21 protein-coding genes and 3 tRNA genes are annotated in these 23,633 nt (G+C 72.3%); 10 read left to right on the top strand and 14 right to left on the bottom strand.

Annotated features, from left to right (window positions below; genetic code table 11):
- Positions 1-82 precede the first annotated feature (82 nt).
- Both ACIF6L_RS04310 and ACIF6L_RS04305 read right to left on the bottom strand, forming a co-directional pair.
- Positions 83-859, bottom strand: coding sequence for a hypothetical protein (locus ACIF6L_RS04310; RefSeq protein ID WP_396486086.1), 777 nt, complete (start codon positions 857-859; stop codon positions 83-85).
- A 205-nt stretch (positions 860-1,064) separates the two neighbouring features.
- Entirely contained in the window at positions 1,065-2,894 is a 1,830-nt protein-coding gene (locus ACIF6L_RS04305) for a phosphatidylglycerol lysyltransferase domain-containing protein (RefSeq protein ID WP_396486085.1), read from the bottom strand.
- Between the two features lie 253 nt (positions 2,895-3,147).
- Between ACIF6L_RS04305 and ACIF6L_RS04300 the strand changes: the two genes are divergently transcribed.
- Together ACIF6L_RS04300 and ACIF6L_RS04295 are read left to right on the top strand one after the other, a co-directional pair.
- The gene (locus ACIF6L_RS04300) at positions 3,148-3,882 is read left to right on the top strand and encodes a response regulator (protein ID WP_380391954.1); all 735 of its coding nucleotides are present in this window, start codon (positions 3,148-3,150) and stop codon (positions 3,880-3,882) included.
- A complete protein-coding gene (locus tag ACIF6L_RS04295) occupies positions 3,879-5,024 on the top strand; it encodes a sensor histidine kinase (RefSeq protein ID WP_396486084.1) in 1,146 nt (381 codons plus the stop codon). Before ACIF6L_RS04300 ends, ACIF6L_RS04295 begins: the two co-directional genes overlap by 4 nt.
- A gap of 85 nt (positions 5,025-5,109) precedes the next feature.
- Here ACIF6L_RS04295 and ACIF6L_RS04290 read toward each other — a convergent pair.
- Positions 5,110-5,193 (bottom strand) — tRNA-Leu (locus ACIF6L_RS04290).
- 417 nt (positions 5,194-5,610) lie between these two features.
- Here ACIF6L_RS04290 and ACIF6L_RS04285 point away from each other — a divergent pair.
- The 6 genes from ACIF6L_RS04285 to pknB all read left to right on the top strand — a co-directional run bounded on the left by ACIF6L_RS04285 (position 5,611) and on the right by pknB (position 14,172).
- On the top strand, positions 5,611-6,477 hold the full coding sequence (locus ACIF6L_RS04285; protein ID WP_329488822.1) for a DUF3662 and FHA domain-containing protein: 867 nt from the start codon (positions 5,611-5,613) through the stop codon (positions 6,475-6,477).
- A 46-nt stretch (positions 6,478-6,523) separates the two neighbouring features.
- Positions 6,524-7,075 carry an FHA domain-containing protein gene (locus ACIF6L_RS04280; protein ID WP_396486083.1) on the top strand — a complete coding sequence of 184 codons (552 nt, stop codon included), beginning with the start codon at positions 6,524-6,526 and terminating at the stop codon, positions 7,073-7,075.
- A gap of 53 nt (positions 7,076-7,128) precedes the next feature.
- Positions 7,129-8,769, top strand: coding sequence for a PP2C family protein-serine/threonine phosphatase (locus tag ACIF6L_RS04275; protein ID WP_396486082.1), 1,641 nt, complete (start codon positions 7,129-7,131; stop codon positions 8,767-8,769).
- A 172-nt stretch (positions 8,770-8,941) separates the two neighbouring features.
- On the top strand, positions 8,942-10,318 hold the full coding sequence (locus tag ACIF6L_RS04270) for an FtsW/RodA/SpoVE family cell cycle protein (RefSeq protein ID WP_329492179.1): 1,377 nt from the start codon (positions 8,942-8,944) through the stop codon (positions 10,316-10,318).
- Entirely contained in the window at positions 10,315-11,772 is a 1,458-nt protein-coding gene (locus tag ACIF6L_RS04265; RefSeq protein ID WP_329488819.1) for a penicillin-binding protein 2, read from the top strand. Before ACIF6L_RS04270 ends, ACIF6L_RS04265 begins: the two co-directional genes overlap by 4 nt.
- Positions 11,773-12,033: 261 nt before the next feature.
- Complete coding sequence (gene pknB, locus ACIF6L_RS04260) at positions 12,034-14,172, top strand: Stk1 family PASTA domain-containing Ser/Thr kinase (RefSeq protein ID WP_396486081.1); 2,139 nt, start codon at positions 12,034-12,036, stop codon at positions 14,170-14,172.
- Between the two features lie 107 nt (positions 14,173-14,279).
- Here pknB and ACIF6L_RS04255 read toward each other — a convergent pair whose 3' ends face one another.
- The 5 genes from ACIF6L_RS04255 to ACIF6L_RS04235 all read right to left on the bottom strand — a co-directional run bounded on the left by ACIF6L_RS04255 (position 14,280) and on the right by ACIF6L_RS04235 (position 18,157).
- On the bottom strand, positions 14,280-15,104 hold the full coding sequence (locus ACIF6L_RS04255) for a class E sortase (RefSeq protein WP_396486080.1): 825 nt from the start codon (positions 15,102-15,104) through the stop codon (positions 14,280-14,282).
- 50 nt (positions 15,105-15,154) lie between these two features.
- Positions 15,155-16,312, bottom strand: a complete 1,158-nt coding sequence (locus ACIF6L_RS04250; protein ID WP_396486079.1) for a class E sortase — start codon at positions 16,310-16,312, stop codon at positions 15,155-15,157.
- 5 nt (positions 16,313-16,317) lie between these two features.
- Complete coding sequence (locus ACIF6L_RS04245) at positions 16,318-16,980, bottom strand: aminodeoxychorismate/anthranilate synthase component II (RefSeq protein ID WP_329488815.1); 663 nt, start codon at positions 16,978-16,980, stop codon at positions 16,318-16,320.
- Positions 16,981-17,036: 56 nt separating this feature from the next.
- Positions 17,037-17,213, bottom strand: coding sequence for a hypothetical protein (locus ACIF6L_RS04240; protein ID WP_329488814.1), 177 nt, complete (start codon positions 17,211-17,213; stop codon positions 17,037-17,039).
- A gap of 182 nt (positions 17,214-17,395) precedes the next feature.
- Complete coding sequence (locus ACIF6L_RS04235; RefSeq protein WP_329488813.1) at positions 17,396-18,157, bottom strand: DUF881 domain-containing protein; 762 nt, start codon at positions 18,155-18,157, stop codon at positions 17,396-17,398.
- A gap of 172 nt (positions 18,158-18,329) precedes the next feature.
- Here ACIF6L_RS04235 and crgA point away from each other — a divergent pair, with 172 nt between their 5' ends.
- Entirely contained in the window at positions 18,330-18,578 is a 249-nt protein-coding gene (crgA, locus tag ACIF6L_RS04230; protein WP_329488811.1) for a cell division protein CrgA, read from the top strand.
- A 311-nt stretch (positions 18,579-18,889) separates the two neighbouring features.
- Here the strand turns inward: crgA and ACIF6L_RS04225 are convergent, their stop codons facing one another.
- On the bottom strand, positions 18,890-19,795 hold the full coding sequence (locus ACIF6L_RS04225) for a rhomboid family intramembrane serine protease (protein ID WP_396486078.1): 906 nt from the start codon (positions 19,793-19,795) through the stop codon (positions 18,890-18,892).
- A gap of 260 nt (positions 19,796-20,055) precedes the next feature.
- On the opposite strand from ACIF6L_RS04225, the gene ACIF6L_RS04220 reads away from it, so the two are divergent.
- Positions 20,056-20,943, top strand: a complete 888-nt coding sequence (locus ACIF6L_RS04220; protein WP_396486077.1) for a DUF5324 family protein — start codon at positions 20,056-20,058, stop codon at positions 20,941-20,943.
- A 76-nt stretch (positions 20,944-21,019) separates the two neighbouring features.
- Here ACIF6L_RS04220 and ACIF6L_RS04215 read toward each other — a convergent pair.
- The 5 genes from ACIF6L_RS04215 to ACIF6L_RS04195 all read right to left on the bottom strand — a co-directional run bounded on the left by ACIF6L_RS04215 (position 21,020) and on the right by ACIF6L_RS04195 (position 23,603).
- Positions 21,020-21,092: transfer RNA gene (locus ACIF6L_RS04215), tRNA-Ala, on the bottom strand.
- A gap of 191 nt (positions 21,093-21,283) precedes the next feature.
- On the bottom strand, positions 21,284-21,412 hold the full coding sequence (locus ACIF6L_RS04210; RefSeq protein WP_014137031.1) for a DLW-39 family protein: 129 nt from the start codon (positions 21,410-21,412) through the stop codon (positions 21,284-21,286).
- A gap of 276 nt (positions 21,413-21,688) precedes the next feature.
- Positions 21,689-22,003 (bottom strand): DUF6191 domain-containing protein, encoded by a 315-nt coding sequence (locus ACIF6L_RS04205; protein WP_329488808.1) that lies wholly within the window; start codon positions 22,001-22,003, stop codon positions 21,689-21,691.
- A gap of 121 nt (positions 22,004-22,124) precedes the next feature.
- Positions 22,125-22,201: transfer RNA gene (locus ACIF6L_RS04200), tRNA-Ile, on the bottom strand.
- 16 nt (positions 22,202-22,217) lie between these two features.
- Positions 22,218-23,603 carry a cyclopropane-fatty-acyl-phospholipid synthase family protein gene (locus tag ACIF6L_RS04195; RefSeq protein ID WP_329488807.1) on the bottom strand — a complete coding sequence of 462 codons (1,386 nt, stop codon included), beginning with the start codon at positions 23,601-23,603 and terminating at the stop codon, positions 22,218-22,220.
- Positions 23,604-23,633: the final 30 nt, after the last annotated feature.

Genomic DNA, 23,633 nt, shown 5'->3' with positions numbered 1-23,633 from the left:
CGGGTGCGGGCCCCCGCCCGCGCCCGGCCGACCGGCCCCGCCGGACAGCTCCCTCACGCCCCGCACCGGCCCCCGGCGTCCCCTAGGGGATCGCCGCGCCCGCCGACCGCCGGCGCCGGGCCTCCGTGGCCACCTCGATCGAGGCGGCCGCGGCCACCGAGGCCGCCGCGCCGACCCCGGCCAGCACCCGCGGCCAGAAGTCCCCGAACACCTCCACCGAGACGGCGATCAGCAGCGCGGTGATCACCGCGACGACGTGCTCCAGGCCCGCCAGGTTCGGCAGCACGACCGCCTCACCGACCATCAGCGCGACCACCACACCGGCTGTGAACCAGGCCCGGCAGCGGAACGCGATGCAGATCGCCAGCGCCACCACCGCCGCCGAGGGACCGGTGTCCCGGACGTACGCCACCCACTTCGGGAAGCCGAACATGTGGTCCGGACCGATCGCCACACCGACCCGGGCGAACAGCGTCCCGGCCAGCGTGCAGGCGTAGGCCACCACCAGGGTGAGCCGCCGCCCGAGCACGATCTCGGCGATCCCGAAGACCACGAACACCTGGGCCAGCGCCCCCCAGACCGGCAGGTCCAGCGCCGGCACGTACAGCGAGAGCGGTGTGCGCAGCAGCGAGACGTCCAGCGGCAGCGCCGCCTTCACCACCCCGATCCGGGTGACGAACCGCTCGCCGCCCGGCAGGTGCTGCACGATGCTGAACAGCAGGATCAGCGCGGTCGCCACCGTCGACAGCGGAACGGCGGCGAACTTCTTCGCCACCAGCCGGTCCCGGACCGTCCCGAACAACGTCCCCCACTCGGCGACAGCGGCCGCACCGGCAATAGCCAGCGGCCCCTTTCGCACGCCCCCCGCGTGGGTCCTGTAAATCACAACCGTCTCTCCAAATCCCCGAAGCCGCGAACGCCTTCTCGACCACTCCAACATTAGAAGCCGGTTAATCAATCCACATCGGCATAAAAGTGGAGCGGCCTCATCCTCTGGGGGGAGAGAAACCCCGATGGCTCCCCCCATCCGGACGACCGGCCCCCTCCGCCCCCCGGCGGAGGGGTTACCCCTTCCCGTCCCGCGCGGCCGCCGGCGGGCGGGGCGCCGTGCCGGCGCTCCCCGCGTGCCGGCGACGGAACAGGGCGGGCAGGCTCGGCGCGGTGATGAAGCCCTCGGCGCGCGCGCTGGCGATCCCGATGCGCGGAATCTCGCTGCTCTTCTCGAACAGCAGATAGCGCGGTTCCCAGATCGGCCGGTACTTGGCGTTGGCCCGGTACAGCGATTCGATCTGCCACCAGCGCGAGAAGAAGCCCAGCACCGAGCGCCAGAGCCGGAGCACCGGCCCCGCGCCGAGGCGCGATCCCCGCTCGAAAACGGAACGGAACATTGCGAAGTTCAACGACACCCGGGCCAGCTGGACCTCCTCGGCGCGCTGCAGGAGTTCGATCACCATGAACTCCATCAGGCCGTTCTCGGTGTCCCGGGCCCGGCGCATCAGGTCCAGCGAGAGCCCGTCCGCACCCCACGGCACGAAGCTCAGCAGCGCCTTCAGCTCGCCGTCCCCGTCGTGGCACTCCAGCATCACGCAGCGCCCGTCGCCCGGGTCGCCGAGGCGGCCGAGGGCCATCGAGAAGCCGCGCTCGGTCGCGCCGTCGCGCCACTGGTCGGCCTTGGCCACCAGCTGGGCCATCTCGCACTCGGGGATGGACTCGTGGCGGCGGATCCGCACGGTGTACCCGGCCCGCTTGACCCGGTTGTAGGCCTGGCGGACCACCCGCATCGCCCGGCCGTCCAGCGAGAACTCGTCCAGCTCGACGATCGCCTCGTCACCGAGCTCCAGCGCGTCCAGCCCGTGCCGGGCGTAGATCACCCCGGCCTCCTCGGAGGCGCCCATCACGGCCGGCGCCCAGGCGTGCTCGCGGGCCTCGGCCAGCCAGGCGTCGATCGCGCCGGGCCAGGCCTCCGGGTCCCCGATCGGGTCGCCCGAGGCCAGCGAGACCCCGCCGACCACCCGGTAGGTCACCGCCGCCTTGCCGCTGGGGGAGAAGACCACCGCCTTGTCCCGGCGCAGCGCGAAGTAGCCCAGCGAGTCCCGGTCGCCCTGCTTCTCCAGCAGGCCGCGCAGCCGCTCCTCGTCCTCCGGGGTCAGCAGCTCCTTGTCCTTGGGGCTGCGGAACGCCACGTAGAGCACCAGCAGGAAGAGCACCCCGCCCATCGCGTTGATGACGGCGTTGACCCAGGTGGGCGCGGAGATCACGGAGCGCAGGTGCTCGGAGGGCGTGATGGTGATCATCCGGCCGACCGAGTAGCGGAAGAGGTCCCAGAATCCGGCGCCCTGGGCGCCGTTGTTCGCCCAGACCAGCAGCGCGCCGACCACCCCGCCGAAGGCCAGGCCGCCGACGAAGGTGGCCGCCGCGGTCTTCGGGTTGGAGCTGTCGCCCTTGGAGGTGAACTCCTTCCGCCCGACCAGCAGCGCCAGCACGAACGCACAGGTCAGCACGGTGGAGATGTAGTTGAGCGGGTGCCGGTTGAAGCGCTCGTCGGGCAGCGCCATGGCGGCCAGGTAGAGGAACGCGAACAGCCCCGCCAGCGCGATGTTGAAGATCCACGCGGCCCGCTTGCGCCGACGCATCGCGATCGCCAGGAAGACCGACAGCACCGCGGTGCTCAGCCCGGCCGTCATCAGGTAGGGGGTGAAGTACTCGCCCTCGTTGTGCGTCTCGACCTGGTCCCGGAACGGCACCAGCAGCACCGTCACGAGGTTCAGCAGGGCGATCAGCCGCAGGTACCAGACGGTGGCCGCGGCGGCCCTCGGGCGCCAGCGCTCCAGCAGGCCGGCGGGCCGGGGCCCGGTGGACGCGGCGGACGGCTCCGGCTTCACAGTGGACGACACAGCTCAATTCCAAACGATCAGATGGTGGGGCGCATCCGCACACAGGCCGGCGCCGGGCATCCGTGCGCCCGACGGACTGACCGGCGACCCTGGCCATGACCGGAAACCGGTGAGGGGCAGCCGACTCCATCGTTCCGCACCCCGGGCGAGGATGACGTGAACCCGGTAGCCGATTCCGCCCCCCGCCGAACGGCGGGGGTGCCCACCCAGCGGCGGCGTTCGGCACCCCGCCCCCACTGGCCCTAGTCTCGAAATGCTCAAGCACACCGCAGCGAGCGGACCGGCCGGTCCCGGCCGCCCGAACCGAGGAGGGACCATCACCACCACCCGCGTGCTGATCGTGGACGACGAGATCCTGGTCCGCTCCGGCCTCGGCCTCATCGTCGGCTCCGCCCCCGACCTGGAGGTGGTCGGCGACTGCTCCGGCGGCCGGGCCGAGGACTTCGTCCAGCGCCTGCGCCCGCACGTGGTGCTGCTCGACATCCGGATGCCCGACCTCGACGGCATCTCGGTGCTGCGCCGGCTGCGCGCCCTGCCCGACCCGCCGGCGGTGGCGATGCTCACCACCTTCGACACCGACGAGTACATCGGCACCGCGCTGCGCGCCGGCGCGGCCGGCTTCCTGCTCAAGGACACCGCCCCGGACCAGCTGGTCCACGCCGTCCGGGTGATCGCGGCCGGCGGCAGCATCCTCTCCCCGACCGTCACCCGCACCGTGATCGGCGGCTACGTGGACGGCGGCGGCCCGGACGCCGAGGCCACCTCGCTGGCCCGCACCCTCACCAGCCGCGAGCTCGACGTCCTGGCGCTGCTCGGCGAGGGGCTGTCCAACGCCGAGATCGCCGACCGGCTCTTCCTGGGCACCGGCACGGTGAAGGACCACATCAGCGCGATCCTCGGCAAGCTCGGCGCCGCCAACCGGGTGCAGGCGGCGGTCGTCGCCCACCGGGCCGGCCTGGTCCGGCCGAAACCCGGCGACGGGGCATGACCACGAGCGAGCTGCCCCCCGCCAGACGCCTGCCGGCCTGGCTGACCGCGCCCTGGTTGATGCTGCTGCTGCCGGCCCTCTACTCGCTGATGGACGCCGCCCTGGTGGCCCGCGGCTCGGCCTGGTGGCAGGTGCTGCTCTCGCTGCTCGCCGCCGCGGTGCTGCCCTGGCGCCGGCGCTTCCCGGTCACCGTGCTGCTGCTCACCATGCCGGGCAGCTACCTCGCCGACATCTGGCTCGCCCCGATCACCGCCGTGTACACGGTGGCCGCCGAGCGGCCGGTGCCCCGGGTGGTGGTCCCCTGCGCGACCCTCTTCGCCCTGGTGGAGTTCTTCCACTGGCCGCTCTCCGAGCAGTCCCTCGAACCGAGCCGGGAGACCGCGCTCTACGCCATCCAGTCGGTGATGCTGGCCGCCGGCCCGGCCGCCACCGGTCTGCTCTCGCGCACCCGCCGGGAGCTGGCGGCCCGGCTGGACGAACTGACCCGGGGCCGGGCCCGGGAGAACCGGCTGCTCGCCGAGCGGGTCCTGGTCAGCGAGCGGGCCCGGCTCGCCCGGGAGATGCACGACGTGGTCTCGCACCAGGTCAGCCTGATCAGCATCCAGGCCGGCGCGCTGCAGGTCAGCACCGCGGACCCGGCCGCCGCGGGCACCGCCCGGACGATCCGCGAACTCTCCGTGCGCACCCTGGAGGAGCTGCGGCAGATGGTCGGCGTGCTGCGCGCCGCCGGCTCCCGCCCGGACACCCCGCTCGCCCCGCAGCCGCGGCTGGCCGACCTCCCCCGGCTGATCGAGGAGAGCGGCCTGGCGGCCGTGGCCGAGCTGTCCCCGGGGGACCACCCCTGGCCCGAGGCGGTGGAGCGGGCCGCCTACCGGACGGTCCAGGAGGCGCTCACCAACATCACCAAGTACGCCCCGCAGGCAACCGTCCACGTCTACGTGCGGGCGGCGGGCCGCCGGCTCCGGGTCGAGGTCCGCAACGACGCCCCGCCGGTCCGCCCGGCCGAGACCCTGCCGGGCGGCGGCCACGGCCTGGTCGGGCTGCGGGAGCGGGCCCAGCTGCTCGGCGGCACGCTCACCGCCGGCACCACCCCCGACGGCGGCTTCGCGGTACGGGCCGACCTGCCCGCCGGCCGGGAGTGAACCCGCCCGCGCCGGCTCCGCGGCCCCGGACACGCCCCGAACACGAGAAAGCCCCGCAGATCCGAAGATCTGCGGGGCTTCGCTGTGCGCGAGGGGGGAGTTGAACCCCCACGCCCTTTCGGGCACTGGAACCTGAATCCAGCGCGTCTGCCTATTCCGCCACCCGCGCATGGGTGTTTGTCGTGGTTGCCAGCCGACCAGCCGATCCGCTCGGTACCATGTGGTCTTCGCGGCTCTTCGGTCCGGCTCCCTTGCGGGCGCCCCTTCCGACGTGGAAAACAGTAGCACGACCTGCGGGCCGCCTCCGAATCCGTTTCCCGGGACGGCCGAGCGCATCCGAACGGATGCCCGGACGAACAGCCGAGCGAGGGATGAGGGCACGTTTCGACGGGTAGCCCTGGCATGCTGCCGCCGCCATGCGTCACCCTGTGTGTCCGAGCCCACCCCCGGTCACCACGCGGTCCGGGAACCGTATGGATGGCCCCGGCGTGGATACGATCAGTACGGAAGTACCGCAAGTAGGCGCGACCGGCTCCCCGGGATCCGGTCGCGGGCAGGCGAACGAACCCTGGAAGGGGGTGCCCCAATGGGAGTGCTGAAGAAGTTCGAGCAGCGACTTGAGGGTCTCGTCAACGGCACCTTCGCCAAGGTGTTCAAATCCGAGGTCCAGCCCGTCGAGATCGCCGGTGCGCTGCAGCGCGAGTGCGACAACAACGCGAGCATCTGGAACCGCGACCGGACCGTCGTGCCCAACGACTTCATCGTCGAGCTCAGCCCGCACGACTTCGAGCGGCTCAGCCCCTACTCCGGTCAGCTGGGCACCGAGCTGGCCGGGATGGTCCGCGAGTACGCCGAGGCCCAGCGGTACTCCTTCATGGGCCCGCTCCAGGTGAACCTGGAGAAGGCCGACGACCTGGACACCGGGCTCTACCGGGTGCGCAGCCGCACGCTGGCCGCCGAGGAGCAGCCGCAGCAGCAGGCCCCGGCGCACCCCACCCAGGGGGGCGGCTACGGCCGGCCGCCGGCCGCCCCGGCCCCCGGCGCACCGTGGCAGCAGCAGGGCGCCGCTCCCTACAGCGCGCCCCCGCCGCCGGCCGCACCCCCCGCCATGCCCGCCGGCCCGCCCGCGGGCGGCAACGTCCGCCCGTTCCCCGGTGCCGGCCACGGCACCGCCGTCCGGCGCTGGATCGAGGTCAACGGCTCCCGCCACCAGATCACCGGGAACGCCTGCGTGCTCGGCCGCTCCACCGAGGCCGACGTGCGGATCGACGACCCCGGGGTCTCCCGCAAGCACGCCGAGATCCGGCCCGGCACACCCTCGATGGTGCTCGACCTCGGGTCCACCAACGGCATCGTGGTGGACGGACAGCACACCCAGCGCGCTACGCTCCGCGACGGCTCGCGAATCGTCGTGGGTTCCACCACCATCGTCTACCGACAGGTCGAAGGGTAGTGTCCGATTTGTTCGCTCGCTTCGCTCACTCACGGGCGGGCCGGCCATGTCAGAACTGACCCTGACGGTCATGCGGCTGGGTTTCCTCGCCGTGCTGTGGCTCTTCGTCATCGTCGCGGTCCAGGTGATCCGCAGTGACCTCTTCGGCACGAAGGTGAACCCGCGTTCCTCCCGCCGGGGCGGTGCCGCGACCGCGGCCGCCGCCACGGCGGCCCCCGCCGCGGCCGCGCCCGGGCGGGTCCCGCAGGGCCAGCCCGCCCAGGCCGCCCAGACCCAGGGCGGAGGCGGCGGCCGGCGCCGCGGCGCCCCGACCCAGCTGGTCGTGGTGCAGGGCTCGCTGGCCGGTACGACCGTGGCGCTGCAGGGCCAGACCATCACGCTGGGCCGCGCGCACGACTCGACCATCGTGCTGGACGACGACTACGCGTCCTCCCGGCATGCCAGGATCTATCCGGATCAGACTGGGCAGTGGACGGTCGAGGATCTAGGCTCCACCAACGGCACCTATCTGGACCGGCAGCGCCTGACCGCGCCGACCCCGCTCCAGCCGGGCATGCCGATCCGTATCGGCAGGACCGTCATCGAACTGCGGAAGTAGTAGCGCATGAGGGACAGCATCCCGTCCATGACCCAGAGGGGGGCTCAGGTCGCATGACCCTGGTGCTGCGCTTCGCCGCCGGCTCCCACAAGGGGCTGATCCGGGAGGGGAACGAGGACTCCGGCTATGCCGGGCCGCGGCTGCTCGCCGTGGCCGACGGCATGGGCGGGGCCGCGGCCGGCGAGGTCGCTTCCTCCGAGGTGCTCGGCTCGATCGTCCGGCTGGACGAGGACGTGCCCGGCGCCGACCTGCTGACCCTGCTCGGGGACGCCGTCCAGGGCGCCAACGACCGCCTCCGGCAGATGGTCGAGGAGGACCCGCAGCTGGAAGGCATGGGCTGCACCCTCACCGCGATGCTCTGGACGGGCCAGCGGATGGGTCTGGTGCACGTCGGCGACTCCCGCGCCTACCTGCTGCGTGACGGCGCGCTGGTGCAGATCACCCAGGACCACACCTGGGTGCAGCGCCTGGTCGACGAGGGCCGGATCACGCCCGAGGAGGCCGAGACCCACCCGCAGCGCTCGCTGCTGATGCGGGCGCTGGACGGCCGCGGCCAGGTCGAGCCCGACCTGTCGATCCGCGAGGTCCGGGCCGGCGACCGCTACCTGATCTGCTCCGACGGCCTCTCCGGTCCGGTCAGCCACCAGACCCTCCAGGACACCCTCGGGAGCTTCTACTCCCCCGAGCAGACCGTGCAGGAGCTGATCCAGCTCGCCCTGCGCGGCGGCGGTCCGGACAACATCACCTGCATCGTGGCGGACGTCCTCGATGTCGGTGCCACGGACACCCTGAGCGGTCAGTTCAACGACGTCCCGGTGGTCGTCGGCGCGGTCGCCGAGACCCCGCCGTCCTCGACCGTCGCCGACCAGTCGATCCGGGACACCCCGGCCGGCCGGGCGGCCGGTCTCGGCCGCTCCCCGCAGGGCGCCTTCGGCCCCGCCGAGGGCTACGGCGCCGCCCCGGCCGGCTTCGGCCCGGCCGAGGGCTACGAGGGCTACGCGGCCGGCGAGCCCCCGGTGTACGGCACCGAGGACTTCGACGACGAGGCGCTGCCGAAGCGCAAGGGCAAGGCGCTCAAGCTCTCGCTGGCGGCCCTGGTCGCCCTGGGCGTGCTGGGCGGCGTCGGCTTCTTCGGCTACCAGTGGACCCAGGACCAGTACTACGTCGGCGTCGACGGCGACCACGTCGCGGTCTACCAGGGCGTCAACCAGAGCCTCGCCGGGCTGAGCCTGTCCTCGGTGCACACCACGTACAAGGACATCGAGCTCAAGTACCTGCCGCAGGACCAGCGCACCCACGTCACCAACACCATCTCGGCCAGCAGCCTCGGCGACGCCGACGACAAGGTGAAGAAGCTGGGCGAGCAGGCGACGTTCTGCCACAAGGTCTCCGACGCCCGGGCGGCCGCCGCGGCCAACCCGGCGCTGCCGGGCACCGCGCCGGCCGGTCAGCCGAGCACCACGCCCGCCGTGGCGCACATCGGGTTCCGGACGGCCACCGCGCCCGCGCCGTCGCCCTCCGTGCCCGGCCGGGCGGCTCCGGCCACCCCCACGGCCTCGGCCACCCCGACCCCCACCCCGACCACGGCCGCCCCGAGCCAGAGCGCCGCCGCCCCGGCCACCGGGTCGCAGGGCGACCTGCCCGGTCTGACGGACGAGGAGCGGCAGAAGGCCGACTCCTGCCCGAAGCCGTGACGGCCGCGACCCGACATAGGCCCGCCCCGAGCGGGCCTGCCGGCCGTCAGGGAGCGGTCACCACGTGAGCACCTTCGACCTCAGCAACGGCGCCGACAACCGCTCCGGCGACCGCCGGTCCGGCGGCGTACCGGCCGACCGCGCCTCCTCCCGGCGCCGGGGCAACACCACCATCTCCCCGCAGGGCGCGCCCAACCGACGCAACACCGAGCTGGCCATGCTGGCGTTCGCGGTGCTGCTGCCGGTCCTCGCGTACGCCAACGTGGGCCTCGCGATGGACGACTCGCTACCGGCCGGCATGCTCGGCTACGGCCTCGGCATGGGGGCGCTGGCACTGGTCGCGCACCTGCTGATGCGCCGCTTCGCGCCCTACGCGGACCCGCTGATGCTGCCGATCGCCACCCTGCTCAACGGGCTCGGCGTGGTGATGATCTGGCGGCTCGACAAGGCCGGGAAGCTGCTGCACAACAACTACCCCGCGGCGGCCAACCAGCTGATGTGGTCGGGCCTCGGGGTGGCGTTCTTCATCTTCGTGATGATCTTCCTGAAGGACCACCGGGTCCTCCAGCGCTACACCTACATCTCGATGGCGGCGGCCCTGGTGCTGCTCGCGGCGCCGGCCTTCTTCCCGGCCCGCAAGGAGGACTTCGGCGCCAAGATCTGGATCCGGATGGGCGCCTTCTCGATCCAGCCCGGTGAGTTCGCCAAGATCATCCTGACCGTGTTCTTCGCCGGCTACCTGATGGTCAAGCGGGACGCCCTGGCCCTGGCCAGCCGCCGCTTCATGGGCCTCTACCTGCCGCGCGGCCGCGACCTCGGCCCGATCATCGTGATCTGGCTGCTCAGCCTGTTGATCCTGATCTTCGAGAACGACCTGGGCTCGTCCTTCCTGTACTTCGGCCTCTTCGTGGTGATGCTGTACGTCGCCACCGAGCGCACCAGCTGGATCGTCTTCGGCCTGCTGATGTCCGTCGGCGGCGCCGTCGCGGTCGCCTCCACCGCCAGCCACGTGAAGACCCGGATCGACGCCTGGCTCGACCCGATGGCCGCCTTCACGCCCAAACCGCCCCAGGGCTCGACGGAACAGATCGGCCAGTCGCTGATGGCGCTGGGCTCCGGCGGGGTGACCGGCTCGGGCCTCGGCCAGGGCCGCTCCTGGCTGATCGACTTCGCCGCCAAGAGCGACTTCATCCTCGGCTCGTTCGGCGAGGAACTCGGGCTCACCGGCATCATGGCGATCTTCATGCTCTACGCCCTGCTGGTGCAGCGCGGTCTGCGCACCGCCATCGCGGCCCGGGACCCGTTCGGCAAGCTGTTCGCCGTCGGCCTCTCCTCGGCCATGGCGCTCCAGGTCTTCGTGGTCGCCGGCGGCGTCACCGGCCTGATCCCGCTGACCGGTATGACCATGCCGTTCCTCGCCCAGGGCGGGTCCTCGGTGGTCGCCAACTGGGCCCTGATCGCGATCCTGCTGAAGATCAGCGACAGCGCCCGCCGCCCCGGGGTGGAACCGGCCCCGGCCACCGAGCTCCAGGGGGGAGCAGCCTCGTGAACAAGCCGATCCGCCGGGTCTCGATCTTCTGCCTGGTCCTGATCCTGGCCCTGATGGTGCGCACCAACTGGGTGCAGGGCGTCCAGGCCGAGGCCTGGGCCACCAACAAGAACAACAAGCGGCAGGTGTACGACCGGTACGCCCACCCGCGGGGCAACATCATCGTCGACGGCAAGCCGGTCACCCAGTCCGACTTCGTCAACGGCCTGCGCTACAAGTACAAGCGCTCCTGGGTCGACGGCGCGATGTACGCGCCGGTGACCGGGTACTCCTCGCAGTCCTTCGGCGCCAGCCAGCTGGAGCAGCTGGAGGACGGCATCCTCTCCGGCAGCGACGACCGGCTGTTCTTCCGGAACACCCTGGACATGCTGACCGGGGAGCCGAAGAAGGGCGGGGACGTCGTCACGACGATCAACTCCAAGGCCCAGAAGGCCGCCTTCGACGGCCTCGGTAACAAGAAGGGCGCGGTGGTCGCGCTCGACCCGCGCACCGGCGCGATCCTGGCGCTGGTCTCCACCCCGTCCTACGACCCGGGCGCCTTCGCGGGCAGCGAGTCCGGCGACTCCAAGGCCTGGGTGGACCTCAACGCGGACCCGAACAAGCCGATGCTCAACCGCGCGCTGCGCGAGACGTACCCGCCCGGTTCGACGTTCAAGCTGGTCACCGCGGCGGCGGCGTTCGAGAACGGCGTGTTCCAGAGCGTCGACGACCAGACCCAGACGCCGAAGCCGTACATCCTGCCGGGCACCAAGACCGAGCTGAGGAACGAGAGCGACAACGAGCCCTGCGAGAACGCCACGGTCAAGGTCGCCATGGACTGGTCCTGCAACACCGTCTACGGCAAGATCGGCACCGAGCTCGGCAAGGAGAAGATGCGGGCGCAGGCCGAGAAGTTCGGCTTCAACAGCACCGTGGACACCCCGGTCCGGTCCGAGAAGAGCGTCTTCCCGACCAACTCCACCCCGGACGGCGTGGCGCTGGACTCCATCGGCCAGCACGACACCCGGGCCACCCCGCTCCAGATGGCCATGGTCTCGGCCGCGATCGCCAACAACGGCTCGCTGATGCAGCCGTACCTGGTCGACCAGGAGCGCTCGGCCTCGCTGACCACCATCTCCAAGCACACCGAGAAGCAGTACTCCCAGGCAATGAGCCCGGAGACCGCGCAGAAGCTCCAGGACCTGATGGTCTCGGTGGTCGACAACGGCACCGGCAAGAACGCCAAGATCCCGGGCCTGACGGTCGGCGGCAAGACCGGCACCGCGCAGCACGGCGAGGACAACGCCGGGCTGCCGTTCGCCTGGTTCACCTCCTACGCCAAGACCCCCGACGGCCAGTCCGTCGCGGTCGCGGTGGTGGTCGAGGACGGCTCCAACAACCGTGACGGGATCAGCGGCGGCCGGCTCGCCGCACCCATCGCCAAGGCGGTGATGCAGGCCGCCCTCGGCAAGTAGGGAGCGGCCGTCACGGGTGCGTCGAATGTCACGATCGGCCCCGCCGAACGGATACCGGTCTGGTATCGGCCCACGGCCGACTCCGGTCCGGCGCGGTGCGACCGGTAGCGTATCCGCAGCAGCGGGTGTGCCCGTTGCCGCCCGCGAAGCGTCGAAGGGTCCTGATCGCAGAACCACCCGGGCCCGCGCCGGCGTCACTCGGAGCGTGCGGGGACACCTACGTCACAACCTCACCGGCGGGTGAGGGAGAGGGTCGGAACTATGGAAGAGCCTCGTCGCCTAGGCGGCAGGTACGAGCTCGGCGGCGTCCTCGGACGCGGCGGCATGGCCGAGGTGTACCTCGCCCATGACACCCGGCTCGGCCGTTCCGTCGCTGTGAAGACGCTCCGGGCCGACATGGCCCGTGATCCGTCCTTCCAGGCCCGCTTCCGCCGTGAGGCGCAGTCCGCGGCGTCACTGAACCACCCCGCGATCGTCGCCGTGTACGACACCGGCGAGGACTACATCGACGGCATCTCCATCCCGTACATCGTGATGGAGTACGTCGAGGGGTCCACGCTGCGGGAGCTGCTGCACTCCGGCCGCCGGCTGCTGCCGGAGCGCTCGCTGGAGATGACCATCGGCATCCTCCAGGCCCTGGAGTACTCGCACCGGGCCGGCATCGTGCACCGCGACATCAAGCCCGCCAACGTGATGCTGACGCGGCAGGGCAACGTCAAGGTCATGGACTTCGGCATCGCCCGGGCCATGGGCGACGCCGGGATGACCATGACGCAGACCTCCGCCGTCATCGGGACCGCCCAGTACCTCTCCCCCGAGCAGGCCAAGGGCGAGCAGGTCGACGCCCGCTCGGACCTCTACTCCACCGGCTGCCTGCTGTACGAGCTGCTGACCGTGCGGCCGCCGTTCGTCGGCGACTCGCCGGTCGCGGTGGCCTACCAGCACGTCCGGGAGGAGGCGCAGCCGCCGTCGGTGTTCGATCCCGAGGTGCGCCCCGAGATCGACGCGATCGTGCTGAAGGCGCTCGCCAAGGACCGCGACTACCGGTACCAGAGCGCCGACGAGATGCGCGACGACATCGAGCGCTTCCTCGACGGCCTCCCGGTGGCCGCCGCCCAGCAGGCCGCCGCCTACGGGATGGGCGGCGCGGCCGGGTACGGCTACGACCAGAACGGCTACCCGCAGCAGCACGACCCGTACGGCCAGACCAACGTGCTGCCGCAGCAGCCCGGCGGCGGGCCGACCACGATGCTCCCGCAGGCCGGCTACGGCCAGCAGCCCGGCTACCAGGACGACGGCTACGGGCAGACCTACGCCGGTGCCCCGGGCGGCGGCGGGAACGACGGCTACGACGACGGCTACGGCCGTGGCGGGGGCCGGCGCGGCGAGCAGCCGCCGAAGAAGAGCAACACCTCCTGGATCGTGCTGGCGGTCGCCGCCGTGCTGGTCCTGGTCGGCACCTTCTTCGTCGCCCAGGCGATGTTCGGCAACAAGGGCGGCGACAAGAAGGAGTCCGTCAAGGTCGTCGCGCCGAGCCTGGTGGGCAAGACGCTGGCCGAGGCCAAGACCCTCGCCGCGCAGAGCGGCCCCAAGCTGGTGGTGACCGAGGGCGAGAAGGTGGCCTGCCCGGACACCAACGTCAAGAAGGACCAGGTCTGCACCCAGACCCCGGCGGCCGGCGGCCAGGTCGCGGAGGCCGCCACGATCACGGTGCAGCTCTCCTCCGGTCCGGCCAAGGCGACCGTGCCCAAGGTGATCGGCCTGACGAAGGACCAGGCGGTCAAGGCGCTCAACGACGCCGGCTTCACCAACATCGCGCAGCCCGAGTACAAGGACGACGACACCGCTCCGACGGAGACGGTCATCGCCCAGGACCCGGCGGCCAACGCGGCCGGCGACCCGACCGCGCAGATCAAGCTCACCGTCTCACAGGGCAAGGCCAAGGTCTCCGTCCCCGGTGTGGTCGGCCAGCAGAAGGAGGCCGCGCAGGCCGCCCTGGAGGGCGCGGGCTTCCAGGTCGACGCCTCGAAGACGACGCCGACCAACGACCCGACCAAGGTCAACACCGTCGCGTCGCAGTCGCTCCAGCCGAACACCAAGGCCGCGGCCAACTCGAAGATCGTCCTGACGATCTTCAAGGCGCCGGACAAGGCCACCGTGCCGCCGCTGCAGAACGTCCCGGTCAAGGACGCCATCGCGCAGCTGCAGAAGCAGGGCCTGGGCTACACCCTGCTCGGCTCGCAGGACCCGAACGGCACGGTCATCAACTCGATGCCGGGCGCCGGGACCCAGCTGGACCCGGGACAGTCGGTCACCCTGAACGTGAAGCCGCCCGAGCCGACCAAAGGGGGCGACCCCGCCAACCCGTCACCCTCCAACACCAAAGGGGGCAACCCCTAACCCCTGGTTCCCCTGGCTCTGACGCCGGGAACGCCCGAGGGCCCGTCGCAACGCCTGCGACGGGCCCTCGGGCTTTCCGGTCCGCCCGGCAGGTGGCCGTGCCCGGGTCAGGACCTCAGCTCGGGCGGCGGGGTCCGCGCGGCGTCCATGTCGTCCACCCGCACCAGGCTGCCCCAGACGGCCATCCGGTAGCGCGAGGTGTAGACCGGCGTACAGGTCGTCAGGGTGATGTACCGTCCGGGCGCCTGGTAGCCCGAGCCCTTGGGGACGGGGGCGACGATGCCGGTGTCGTACTTGGAGGTCTCCGCCAGGGTGCTGTCGACCCGGTAGACGTACCACTTGTCCCTGGTCTCGACGACGATCGCGGCGCCCCGGTGGACGGCGTCGAGGTCGTGGAACTTCGCCCCGTGGCCGTCCCGGTGGGCGGCCAGCGCGAAGTTCCCGGTGGCGTCCCAGGGCATCGCGGCCCGGTAGGGCTGCTCGTACACCCCGGCGACGCCCTCGGCCAGGGTGTCGGCGTCGGTGCCCATCCGGATCAGCACCTGGTAGCCCCGGCCCATCGCGGGCACGTGCAGGAAGCCGATCCCGTCGCCCGCCACGAGGGCCGGGCCGGTGCCGGTGCCGGTGCCGGGCGCGGCGGTGGGGCTCGGGGCGCCGGGGGCGGCCGGGGGGGCGTTGGTCGGCCCCGCCGCCCAGGCGCCGCGCAGCCGGTCACCCGCCTGCGCCGCGGCGGCGTCGGCCTCCACGTTGGTCCACCAGAGCGAGTAGGAGACGAAGAGACCGAGCACCAGCCCCAGGGTGATCAGCAGTTCGCCGAGGACGCCGAGTGCGGCCAGCGCCCGGCCCCGTCGCCGACGGGCGGGCGCGGGCGGCGGGCCTGCCTGCGCCGTCTCGTCCTGGGTCACTCGTACTCCCCTTCGCGTGCTGTCCATCCGGTGCGGCGGCCGTCCGCCGCGGCCCGCCGGGGTTTGTCCGGCAGGCCCTAGCCGACCGTGAGGCCGGGCGGCTTGCCCTGGCTCCGCGGCCGCTCCTCGATCATCTTGCCAAAGAGGATCAGACGGGCCTTGGAACTGAACTCCGGCGTGCAGGTGGTCAGGGTGATGTAGCGGCCCGCCTGGGTGTACCCGGAGCCGTTGGGCACCGGCTTGATCACGCTCACGTTGGACGGCGGGGTCTCCGGGATGCCGCCGGTGATCTCGTACGTGTAGTACGCGGTGGCGGTCTCCACCACGATCTTGTCGCCCTTGCCGAGCTGGTTGATGTGCCGGAACGGCTCGCCGTGGGTGTTGCGGTGCGCGGCCAGCGCGAAGTTGCCCGCCTTGTCGGCCGGCATGCCCGTCCCGGCGTAGTGCCCGACCAGGCCCTTGTCGAGCACCGCCGACTTGGACGTGCCCTCGGCGATCGGGAACTTGAGACCCAGCTTGGGCAGGTGGATGATCGCGAAGCCCTTGCCGGGCTCGAAGGTCTCCGGCTTCGCCGGGTCCGGCGCGGGCTGCCCGGCCGCGCCGGGTGCCGGCTGGGCCGCGTCGAACTGCTGCTCCAGCTGGTTGCGGGCACCGTCGGCGGCCGCGTCGGCCTGCACGTTGGTCCACCAGAGCTGGTAGGAGACGAAGAGCAGCATCACCAGGCCGAGCGTGATGCACAGCTCGCCGACGAGGCGGGCGACCACGACGGCGGGCGACTCCTTGGGCCGCGCCCGGCCCGTGGCCGCGCCGTCGGCCGCCCGGCGGCGCCCGCCGCCCGAGCGCACCGAGATCCGGCCCTGCGCGGCACGACGGCGTTCGGCCCGGCCGCCGAGCGGCGGGGGAGTGCCGTCGTCGGCGAGGGCCGGGAGCCGCAGCTGGAGGGTCTGGTCGGCCAGCCAGGGGTACTCGGGCTGCCCCGGGTGGGCCGGGTCGCCCGGAGCGGCCTGCTCGTAGACGCTCCAGCCGTCCTCGGCACCACCGTGCTCCGGGTCGCCCGGTCCGAGCGGCTGCGCACCGTAGGGGTCGTACTGCTGGTACTGGCTCTCCGGCGGGTGCTGGCCCCGGCCGCCGTACTGCGGGGCAGGCTGCCGGTGCCGGCCGCCCGGGCCGGGCGCCCCGGCCCCGTGCGGATCCGCGCCCGCCTGGTATCGCCCCTCCGGACGCACCGCGGTCATGCCGCTCAGCCCCGGCCGATCACCGGGGCGAGCCCGGCCGAACGGCCGACGGCCTGCGGATCGCCGCACTCGGCCAGCCAGTTGGCGAGCATCCGGTGCCCGCCCTCGGTGAGGACCGACTCCGGGTGGAACTGGACGCCCTCGACCAGCAGCTCGCGGTGGCGCAGCCCCATGATCACGCCGCTCTCGGTCCGGGCGGTCACCACCAGCTCGTCCGGCACGGTGGCCGGCTCGACCGCCAGCGAGTGGTAGCGGGTCGCGGTGAGCGGCGAGGGCAGGCCCTCGAAGACGCCGCCGTCCTCGTGCTCCACCAGCGAGGTCTTGCCGTGCAGCAGCTCGGGCGCCCGGCCGACCACCGCGCCGTACGCGACCGCGATCGACTGCAGGCCCAGGCAGACGCCGAAGACCGGCAGCCCGGTCCGCGCGCAGTGGTGGACCATCTCGATACAGACCCCGGCCTCCTCGGGCGCCCCGGGGCCGGGGGAGAGCAGCACCCCGTCGAAGCCCTCCGCGCCCGCGCGGCGCACCGCGTGTTCGACCGTCACCTCGTCGTTGCGCACCACCTCGCAGGTGGCGCCGAGCTGGTAGAGGTACTGGACCAGGTTGAAGACGAAGCTGTCGTAGTTGTCGACGACCAGGATGCGGGGCGAGGTCAGCTGGGGGGTCATTCGCGCGCTATCTCCGTGGGCTGCGGGGACTGGGAGGAGGAGCAGGGCCACCGGGCTCAGCCGGCGGCGCCGCCGTCGCCGTCCACTGTGACGTCGCCGAAGGGGAGCAGCGGTTCCGCCCACGGGAAGACGTAGGTGAACAGGAGGTAGACCACCCCCAGGACGAGGAGCAGCGAGATGAGGGCCCGGACCAGGGGGTGCCCCGGAAGGTGTCGCCAGATCCAGCCGTACATGGTGCTCCCTCGACGCAACAGACTGGGGTCAAGAGTAGACCCGTGATCCGGGCGCGGGAGGCGCCCTTCCCCGGCAGCGCCCGCCCGTTGTGCTCCGGCGGCCCGCCCGGCGGGTCGCGGCGGCGGGCCGGAGCGGCGCCCGGACCGGTGGTCACCGGCCCGGCCGTCACTGTCCCCGGCCGTCACTGTCCCCCGGCCGAACCCAGGTCGACCGTGCCGGAGTAGCCGGGCACGCTGAGCTCGCCGCTCTCCTGCACCTTCCAGCCCAGCCCGTACGCCTGCACGTACTGCAGGTAGTTGCGGATCGTCGGGTCGGCGTCCACCGCGGACCGCAGCGCGTCCGTGCGCCCCACCGCCTTGACCACGTACGGCGGCGAGTAGACCCGGCCCTGGAGCAGCAGGGTGTTGCCCACGCAGCGGACCGCGCTGGTGGCGATCAGCCGCTGGTCCATCACCTGGACGCCCTCGGCGCCGCCCCGCCAGAGCGCGTTGACCACCGCCTGGATGTCCTGCTGGTGGATGACGAGGTCGTTGACGCCGGGCTCGGGCACCCCGGGGATGCGCGCGGTGGCGTTCGGCGGCGCGTCGTTGAGGGTGACGGTCAGTCCGGGCCCCTGCAGCGGTTCCAGGGCGGCGGCCTGCTGGAGGGCGGTCAGCCGGGCGGCGTCCGCGGGGCTGCGCCCCTGCTGGCCGGTGAGCGCCTGGGAACGCGCCTGGAGGTCGGCGAGCTGCTCCTGGGACTGCTGGTTCTGCGAGCTGCGCTGGCGTATCACGTCGCCGAGGCTCAGCAGCGAGTTGTCGGTCCGCAGATCCGTCCCGCGGGCGGTCTGCGCGCTGATGTAGAAGAGCAGGCCGGCGAGCGCGAAGACGGCGCAGGTCAGGGCACGGCCGACAATTCGGATGCCGGCGGCGCGAGAGCGGGCAGGCCGAGGAGGAATCGACAAATTAGGCACCGTACCCTTATCTCCTTCAGACCCGCCGAGCCACTACGCTAACGGACGCCGGTGGCATGTGCGGGACCGGTTCCCCTAACGTTCTCCACAGCCGCCACCCACCAGCCGCCCCACCCGCTGAACCCCTGCGCGGTCTCACAGCGCATCGACAGGAGAGCTCCTCGTGCCGAAGTCTCGACTCCGCAAGAAGTCCGATTACACCCCGCCGACGGTGGCAACGGTGAAAATCAGCTCGGGCCGAAGCTGGGTAGCCCCTCTGATGCTGGCACTGTTCCTGGTCGGTCTGGTCTGGATCGTCACCTATTACGTGACCAGTGGCACCTGGCCGGTCGAGAGCTGGGCCAACTGGAACATCCTGGTGGGCTTCGGCTTCATCGCGGCGGGATTCGGCGTCTCCACCCAGTGGAAGTGACGCCGGGGCCCAGGCCCTGAGCGTCCGCTCCGCCGCCCCGGCAGCGTTGTGCGGGGCGGCGCTGCGGTGTGTCCGGACACCGGACGGCGGTTATCCTGCTTATCGCGCTTATCCACATGGTTATCCACACTGGGGAAAAGTCTCCCCGGCCTGTGGATAACTCGCGTCCGGCGCGCTGTCCACACCCGTGCGCGCGCTCCCCGAATGCCGAATACGCACAGCGGGACACGCGTAGAACAACAGTCCACAGCCCGGCCGGCGCACCGGCTGTGCACAACCCCCCACGCGCTGTGGACAAACGTCCGGGACGGTCACCCGCCGTAGCGGGCCGTCCCGACGAGGACCATCAGCAGCACCAGCCCGGCCACCCCCGCCACCGTCAGTGCCTGGACGACCGTCCGGCGCTCCCGCGGGGCGTACATCAGCCCGATCGCGGTCAGCGTGCCGGCGACCAGCCCGCCGATGTGCGCCCGCCAGTCGATGCCGGACACCGAGAAGGTGACGATCAGGTTGAAGACCAGCAGCGCGATCACCGGTCCCAGCGGCGTCCTGGTCTGCTTGTACATCACCACGGTCGCGCCGAGCAGGCCGAAGATGGCGCCGGACGCCCCCAGCGAGTTCATGAAGCCGCCGGCCAGCAGGAAGGCGAACGCACTGCCGGCCAGGCCGGACAGCAGGTAGACGGCCAGGAAGCGGATCCGGCCGAGCGCCGCCTCCAGCGAGGGACCGATCACCCAGAGCATCACCATGTTGGTGGCGATGTGCCACGGCGCGACGTGCAGGAAGGTCGCGGTCAGCAGCCGGTACCACTGGTCCGGCCCGGCCGCCACGCCGTACGGGAAGCCGGTGATCTGCGGGCCGACGCTGAACAGCGAGAGGTCCTCGGCCAGCCACGGCTCCAGCACGTAGGCGGCCAGCAGGAAGACCGCCAGGTTGAGTCCGAGCAGGACCTTGGTGACCAGCGCGCCGTCGGCGGCCGGCTTGCCGCCGAACCGCGTGGTCGCCTGCCGCACCTGCCGGTTGTCCCCGCTGACGCACTCCGGACAGTGGAAGCCCACCGAGGCGTTCACCATGCATTTCGGGCAGATCGGCCGGCCGCACCGGGAGCAGCCGATACCGGTCTCCTGCTCCGGGTGCCGGTAGCAGCGGGACGCCCCGGACCCGCCGCCCGGCCGCGGGTCCTCGTCCGTCGGCGGCCTGGACTCGTCCGGGAGCATCAGCGGTAACCCCTTCTCGTACGTCGGCGGCGCGGTCCCGCCGGCACCCGCCGTACGGGTGGCACCGGGATCGTCAGCGTACTGCGGCGGGTCGGCGCCGAGCGATCTCCACCGGCCGGATCCGGTCCCCGGACGCCGGGCCGGGCGACCCGCCGCACCCCGCGTACGGCCCACTCCGGAGTGCTCTCAGACAAATCAACATGCATGATCAGCATTGAGGTGGATAAGTGCATATAGGACGCCACCAGGAGGAGAGACTCGTGACCCGTTTGGACTCAGCACGTGAGACGGCCGGCAAGACCCGGGAAACTCTCGCGCCCTACGCCGCCACCGCCAAGGAAACCGCGGTGCACCTCGCGGACGGCGCGAAGCAGCGGCTGGGGCCCGCTGTGGACGCCGTCGGGCCGAAGGCCTCCCAGGCGGCGCACAGCGCCCGTGTCCAGTACGCCAAGCACATCGCCCCGCAGTTCGAGCATGCCTTCGCCAGCCTTCCCCCGGAAGCCCAGAAGAACACCCTCAAGGCCCTCCACCGGGCTCAGGAGACCGCCCTGGCGGCCCGGCTCTCCGCGATCCGCGCCGCCGACCAGGCCCGCTCCACCGTGGTCCCCAAGGTCGCCCACGCGGTCGAGGAGGCCCGCGCCACCGTCACGCCCGTCGCGCTGGAGGCGCAGACCCGCGGCGCCGCCGCGCTGACCGCGCTGCAGGGCCACGTCACCTCGGCCGAGATCAGCGACCTGGCCGCCCGCAACGCCAGGAAGGAGCACCGCAACGGCTGGGCCACCGGCCTCGCCGTGGCGGGCGCCGTCGCCATCGGCAGCGGCATCCTGGTCTGGCAGTGGTGGCGGCACCAGGGCGACCCGGAGTGGCTCGTCGAGCCCACGACCGGGGCTCCCACCCCGGCGCCCGGCCCGGCCGAGGCCGCGGCCGCCCCGCGCCCCGGCGGCTCGCACGCCACGGGCGCCGGCACCGCGGACGGCACCGTCGACGCGGCCACCACCAGCCCGGTGAACGGCTCCACGGCCGAGACCGCGGCCGCGCCGGACGTCCCGACCGGGTCCGGCGCCGCCGAACCAGGCTCGTCCACCCCCGACGGGCCCGACCACGACGAGGACCGGCCCAAGCCGCACGACCCGCGCAAGCCGCACTGACCGGCCCGCACCCCCGCAGAACGCCGATCGGCCGCTGACCCGGATTCAGGTCAGCGGCCGATCGGCTGTTCGTCTGTGGAGCTTAGGAGACTCGAACTCCTGACATCTGCCTTGCAAAGGCAGCGCTCTACCAACTGAGCTAAAGCCCCTCGACGGCACCGCGTGTACCGCCGGGCACTAGCGTACCGGGTCCCGGCGCGAATCCCACGCCCCGTCCCCGCACTGGTGCCCGGCCGGTGCCGGAAGAGCCGGTCGGCCCGGTCGTCCGACCGGACCGACCGACCAGGGAGACGCGCTGCGGCGTCTCCGAAGATCGTCGATCGTCAGATCGTCCGGGCCCTCAGCGACCGGCCGGGACCGGGTCGGTGGCCTCGGTCCACAGGTCCTGCTCGGCGCGGTCCGCCTGGACCTGACGGTAGACAAAGAAGCCGCCGAGGGCGACCAGGGCGACCAGGAGAAGCTTCTTCACCGCGGGACCTCGTCCTTCTTGCGTATCGGACTCAACAGCCGTGCGCCGACCGGATTGGCCGGGCCGACGAGTCCATGGGTTCTTACGAGCACGAACGGGCTGCCGGGTGCCAGACTGCCCTTGCGGCCGATGATACACACCGGTGTCCCAATCGTGACCAGCCACCGCTGCCGCCAACCGACCCGTCCGGCCGGAGGATTGACGCCACACCTCCTGTCGTACGGTCGGCCTGCCGGTGAGCGGCCCCAGGACGCCCTCCGGACCGACCCGGACCGGTCACCGGCGGGGCGGCGTGACCACCACGGCGGTACCGGAGGCGAGGTCCACCCTGGTCCGCGGCGGAGCCCCCTCCCCCTCCTCGTCGCGCAGCATCAGCGTGCTGCGCCGCTCGTCCAGCTCGTGCTGCTTGCCCGCCGCGAACTGGGCGTGCAGCTGCTCGAAGCCGGTCGACGAGATCTGCCCCTCACGGCCCGTCCCCCGCCAGGGGATCCAGCGGGCCCGGCGCGCCCGCAGCGCCAGTTGATCGACGAAGGCCAGCACGACCAGCGCGCAGACCAGTCCGGGAATGCTCATCGCCCAGAACAGCGCCATACCGCCACCATCCCTCCACCCGCCCTCCCCCGGACAACCCCCGGGACGGGCCCGTGGTTCCCCGGTCCGGGCACGAAAACGCCGAAGGGCCCGGAGCGAGATCGCTCCGGGCCCTTCGCGGTGGTGGGCCTAACAGGACTTGAACCTGTGGCCTCTTCCTTATCAGGGAAGCGCTCTAACCGTCTGAGCTATAGGCCCTTGCCGCACTGAAAGATTAGCGGACCGACGGCCGATCTCCCAAATCCTGATCGGCACCGGCCCCGGCGGCAGTCCGCTGGTGGGAAGCGGTGGGGCGGCGGAGCAGCCACTCCTCACGGGTGGCCGGGAGGTGGGCCGCCCCCTCGGGACCGGTGCGCACGGCGAGGATCTGGTTGATCCCGATCCGGTTCTCCTCGAAGGCGAGCGCCGAGGCCGCCATGTACAGCCGCCAGACCCGGGCCCGGCCGCGGCCGACCAGGCGGACCGCCTCCGTCCAGTGCGCCTCCAGGTTGGCCACCCACTCGCGCAGCGTCAGCCCGTAGTGCTCGCGCAGCGACTCCACGTCGCGGACCTCGAAGCCGGCCTCCTCCAGCCGGGCCACGGTGGAACCGACCGGGGAGAGCTCGCCGTCCGGGAAGACGTAGCGGTCGATGAACGGGCTGGGGCGGTGCGGCTCGCCCGGGTGGTCCGGGCGGCGGGCGATCTGGTGGTTGAGCAGCCGGCCACCGGGCACCAGCAGGCCGTACAGGCCGTCGGCGTAGACCCGGTACTGCTCGGAGCCGACGTGCTCGGCCATGCCGACGCTGGAGATGGCGTCGAACGGGCCGTCCGGGATCTCCCGGTAGTCCTGCAGCCGGATCTCGATCCGGTCGGCCAGGCCGGCCTCCTCGACCCGCCGGCGGGCGAGCGCGACCTGCTCCTCGGAGATGGAGACGCCGACCGCGGTGACGCCGTAGTGCCGCGCGGCGTGCAGCACCAGTGAGCCCCAGCCGCAGCCGACGTCCAGCAGGCGCATCCCCGGCCGCAGGCCGAGCTTGCGGCAGATCAGGTCGAGCTTGGCCTCCTGGGCGGCCTCCAGGCTCTTGGCGGCCGGCTCCCAGTAGGCGCAGGAGTACACCATCGAGGAGCCCAGGACGAGCCCGTAGAAGTCGTTGCCGACGTCGTAGTGGTGGCTGATCGCCGCGCGGTCCCGGCTGCGGCTGTGTACCCGGCCCCGGACGGACCCGGCCTCCTCCGGCGGCGGGGCGGGCTGCGGGCCTAGCGCACCCGCCCGGAGCAGCGCCCCCAGCACCCGGCGGCCCCGGGGGCCGACCACGTCGCCGGGGCCCAGCGCCAGCTGCCGGATCTCGGGGCGCTCGGCGAGGTGCGCGACGACCGTCAGCACCTCGTAGAGGTCGGCGCCCGGGGCGAGCTCCAGGTCCCCCGACACGTAGGCCCGGGCCAGGCCCAGCTCACCCGGCTGCCAGAGCAGCCGGCGCAGCGCCCGCCGGTTGCGCAGCACCACCGTGGGCGCCCCCGGCGGCCCGGCGGCACTGCCGTCCCACACCTGCACCCGCAGCGGTACCGGGACCCCCAGCAGCCCTTCCAGGGCCTCGACCAGTTGCCTTGCGAGCTGAGCCATCGCGCGCCTCCGTCCAGCCGTACCTGCACA

This window comes from Kitasatospora sp. NPDC086009, assembly GCF_044540385.1.
In the GTDB taxonomy this organism is placed as follows: Bacteria; Actinomycetota; Actinomycetes; order Streptomycetales; family Streptomycetaceae; genus Kitasatospora.
The sequence above is the reverse complement of the archived record's forward strand: the minus strand, read 5'-3'. Positions and strand labels throughout refer to the sequence as shown.

Coding starts and splice junctions, on each gene's coding strand:
- ACIF6L_RS04205 (WP_329488808.1), bottom strand. CDS start 22,003: ATGGCGCTGTTCTGGGCGATGAGCATTCCCGGACTGGTCTGCGCGCTG.
- ACIF6L_RS04285 (WP_329488822.1), top strand. CDS start 5,611: ATGGGAGTGCTGAAGAAGTTCGAGCAGCGACTTGAGGGTCTCGTCAAC.
- ACIF6L_RS04300 (WP_380391954.1), top strand. CDS start 3,148: ATGCTCAAGCACACCGCAGCGAGCGGACCGGCCGGTCCCGGCCGCCCG.
- ACIF6L_RS04250 (WP_396486079.1), bottom strand. CDS start 16,312: ATGACCGCGGTGCGTCCGGAGGGGCGATACCAGGCGGGCGCGGATCCG.
- ACIF6L_RS04255 (WP_396486080.1), bottom strand. CDS start 15,104: ATGGACAGCACGCGAAGGGGAGTACGAGTGACCCAGGACGAGACGGCG.
- ACIF6L_RS04295 (WP_396486084.1), top strand. CDS start 3,879: ATGACCACGAGCGAGCTGCCCCCCGCCAGACGCCTGCCGGCCTGGCTG.
- ACIF6L_RS04225 (WP_396486078.1), bottom strand. CDS start 19,795: ATGCTCCCGGACGAGTCCAGGCCGCCGACGGACGAGGACCCGCGGCCG.
- ACIF6L_RS04240 (WP_329488814.1), bottom strand. CDS start 17,213: ATGTACGGCTGGATCTGGCGACACCTTCCGGGGCACCCCCTGGTCCGG.
- ACIF6L_RS04245 (WP_329488815.1), bottom strand. CDS start 16,980: ATGACCCCCCAGCTGACCTCGCCCCGCATCCTGGTCGTCGACAACTAC.
- ACIF6L_RS04195 (WP_329488807.1), bottom strand. CDS start 23,603: ATGGCTCAGCTCGCAAGGCAACTGGTCGAGGCCCTGGAAGGGCTGCTG.
- ACIF6L_RS04280 (WP_396486083.1), top strand. CDS start 6,524: ATGTCAGAACTGACCCTGACGGTCATGCGGCTGGGTTTCCTCGCCGTG.
- ACIF6L_RS04275 (WP_396486082.1), top strand. CDS start 7,129: ATGACCCTGGTGCTGCGCTTCGCCGCCGGCTCCCACAAGGGGCTGATC.
- pknB (WP_396486081.1), top strand. CDS start 12,034: ATGGAAGAGCCTCGTCGCCTAGGCGGCAGGTACGAGCTCGGCGGCGTC.